General features: G+C 40.4%; 3 protein-coding genes. 2 read left to right on the top strand and 1 reads right to left on the bottom strand.

Translation table 11 applies throughout. The annotated features are described in order from the left end of the window. Positions 1 to 1,064: tyrosine-type recombinase/integrase (locus tag ACKI5B_RS07005; RefSeq protein ID WP_407427194.1), on the bottom strand; the 1,064-nt coding region annotated here is incomplete at its 3' end. A gap of 373 nt (positions 1,065 to 1,437) precedes the next feature. Here ACKI5B_RS07005 and ACKI5B_RS07000 point away from each other — a divergent pair. Then, positions 1,438 to 2,316: an SIR2 family NAD-dependent protein deacylase gene (locus tag ACKI5B_RS07000; RefSeq protein ID WP_407427192.1), complete on the top strand. Its 879-nt coding sequence runs from the start codon at positions 1,438 to 1,440 to the stop codon at positions 2,314 to 2,316. Positions 2,317 to 2,359: 43 nt separating this feature from the next. Continuing rightward, positions 2,360 to 3,405, top strand: a 1,046-nt coding sequence (locus tag ACKI5B_RS06995; RefSeq protein WP_407427190.1) for a hypothetical protein, incomplete at its 3' end; no start/stop codon positions are given.

Below are 3,405 nucleotides of genomic sequence, written 5' to 3'. Positions count from 1 at the left end.
AATGCCTCTCTCATATATTTAGCCCATGCATCAGCATCCATTGGTCTGTCAGCCTTTTTCTTACTGAAGAATACATATGCCGACAAATCCTGCTTCCATGGATTTTTCATTAGCTGCTGTATTATCATATTGCGCAGTTGCTGAGGAATTAAAATTTCTCTTTCATCTCCATTTTTTGGAGACTTAAGGCCATCATATTTTCCCCATGAATGGCGGATGTAGATTCTGTCGTCCCCGATGTCCTGGGCTCTCAGTGCCGCAATTTCTCCCTGACGCATTCCTGTGTAGCTTGCAATAAGGCATGCAAGTTTTGCCACATCATTTTTCCATTTGGCACCAAAAAGGGCTCTTGTCTCTTCCATTGTGAGGATTGCCCTTTCTTTAGATTTTTCACAAGGTTTGATGATTCCGTCATAGCAGTTGATTTCAGTAAGCCCATGAAGAAATGCCCATTTCATTGAAACAGTCATTGCATGAATAATTGATTTCACGGATTTAGGTGCAAGTTTCTGAGTTGATTCAACTTCGTAGATTTTGTTGATGTCGTTACGGGTTATTTCTCCGAGAAGTTTTCCTTCAATGATTGGTTTCCAATAATTGATTATGATACGGGTCATTTTATTGGAATGTTTCTTGTGGAATGATTTGCCTCTAAGATGCAGTTCCCGAATATATGGCGATTTGTCATAATCCCAGAACTCAAGAAGGTACTCCATTGCATCACGCGCAGCTTTAGTCTCAGTACGGATTGCGGACTTGATGTAGTTGCGTTCTTTGAGAATGTTTATAATTTGATTGATTTCTGAATCAGAAAAATCATGTGTTTTAAGCTGATTCAAAATAGAAAGGGTATCAAGAGAAGTTTTGATTTCAGATTTTTCTTTTCTTGAAACTCGTTTAGGGATAGCACCTGCTACAACCCATTCCATAACGACTTTTTCAGCCTCGGATTTGGATTCTTTTCCAGTGCTTTTGTTGTTAGAAAGACTTCCGTCTGAAAGTCTGATCTGCGCATACCAGTATGGCGAATTGCGCATTTTGAACAACAAATAGGGTTTGTTCATATAGGTCCTTATCTGGGCAGACAGGAACGCATAAATAATTTACAATATTATTAGGATTTTGTAAATGTTTTTCCCAAAGTCACTATTTTTTACTTAAACTGCTTACTTAATATGCCATTTTCTGTTTTTTTATGGTATAATTTAGTAAGCAATCCGATACTGTAATCCTTTATAATTTAAGGAGTTACAGCATTCTTAGTCAAAACGAATATTTTTTTTACGAGGGGGCTTTCCGGGGTTACGCCTTTCGGCTACATTGCCTTCACTTCGTTTCGGCAACGCACTTCGTGCGCCCCTACAATCCCTAGCGCACTCCCCAACAGGAAAATCGTTAGATTTTCCGAATCCGTGTGGAAATAATTGGAGGCACAAAATGGGACAAAAGATTCTTAAACTCAAAGAGGTAATTGCTCAGGCTGACACAATCGTTATCGGTGCGGGATCAGGACTTTCTACCAGCGCAGGCTTTACTTACACCGGCGAACGCTTCGACAAACATTTTGCAGATTTCCGCGCTCGCTATGGTTTTACCGACATGTATTCCGGCGGATTTTATCCATACAAAACACTTGAAGAAAACTGGGCGTTCTGGAGCCGCTACATCTGGATAAACCGCTACATGGATGCACCAAAAACGGTTTACAGTGATTTGCTGAATCTCGTCCGCGATAAAGATTATTTTGTCCTCACCACAAACGTTGACCACTGTTTCCAGAAAGCAGGATTTGATAAAAAACGCCTTTTCTACACTCAGGGAGATTACGGGCTTTTCCAGTGCTCTCAAGCCTGCCATCAGAAAACGTATGACAATCAAGAGCAGGTACAAAAGATGGTTGAATCCCAGGGCTTGAACCCGAGCCGTGCAGAGGCAGGCCTTTCCGGCGGCAAAATGTCCATTCCTACAGAACTCGTCCCACACTGCCCTGTCTGCGGAAAACCTATGAGCATGAACCTTCGTGCAGACGATACTTTTGTTCAGGACAAAGGATGGTACAAAGCTGCAGAACGTTACGAAAACTTTATCCGCACCCGAAAGTTAGACTCTGACGGAAAAGTTCTCTTTTTAGAACTCGGCGTGGGCGGAAATACTCCGGGAATCATCAAATATCCCTTCTGGCAAATGACCGCACGAAATCCTAACGCAACTTATGCCTGCATAAACTTTGGAGAAGCTGTAGTTCCCCGCGAAATTGCAGACAAATCAATCTGTGTGAATGCAGATATTGGGGAAGTTCTAAAGCTTGTTCAATAAATGTTACAGATGTGATATACTGTTCCCATTCAGGAGCAAAAAAATGCCAAAAAACACCGTACAATCTGTAGAACCAAATATCGCTGACCTTGTAAACGGCTGGCTTAAATCATATAAACTTGACTATAAACTGGAACAGGAAAGCCTTAATGCTTCGATTGATAAAGCTTTGGACGAATACAAATCAAAGCAGGGCGGAACAGGCGGAAATCGACCTGACTGCAAGTTGCTTGCTCAGGACTCTTATGGCACGGCTTATCCTGTTCTTATTGAATACAAAGGCTACAAAGACAAGCTCGTAAAACTTGATGATAACGGCAATGTAGCAATAAAAACATCTGACAACAAAAACGACTACAAGAACATCAATTCCTATGCTGTCAATGGAGCTGTTCACTATGCAAACGCTCTTTTACATTACACAGATTACGAAGACATTATTTCAATCGGTGTTACAGGCTTCAAAGACGAAAGCGGAAAACTACAGCACGAAATCGGTGTTTTCTATGTTTCGGGTAAAAACTACGGTTATGGTCAGGAAGTTGCAAAGTATACCGATTTATCTTTCTTAAAAAAAGAAAACTTCGATTCATTTATTGAAAAAGTTAAATCGCTTAATCTCACCGAAGAAGAGAAAAACAAGAGCATTGAAAAGCGTGAGGCAGAAATCTCTTCAAGCCTTGTAAAACTAAACAACGACATTTACAAGAATGAAAGCGGACTTGGTGAATCTGCCCGCATTTATCTTGTTGCAGCTAGCATTATTGCAAACCTCGGTATAAAAGGCGATAATCCTGTAAAACCGCTTGAAAAATCAGATTTGAGGTCTTCTTCAGAAAAAGGTGAACGCGACGGCGACATAATGCTCCGCAAAATCAACACTTTCTTGACTGCTAAAAATGTTCCAGAGGACAAAAAGAACCTTATCATTGAATCTTTTTCACAAGGTCTTTTGACAAATGATAATATCAACAAGCCAATAAACGGAGAAAGCCAGCTAAAAAGAGTTTTTTCAAAAGTAATTGATGATTTGGGATTGTATTACAAAATCGGCTTGACCACAGATTTTACGGGAAGACTCTTCAATGA

This window comes from Treponema sp. (genome assembly GCF_045657965.1).
Taxonomy (GTDB): Bacteria; Spirochaetota; Spirochaetia; order Treponematales; family Treponemataceae; genus Treponema_D.
This window is presented reverse-complemented; position numbering and strand designations above follow the sequence as displayed.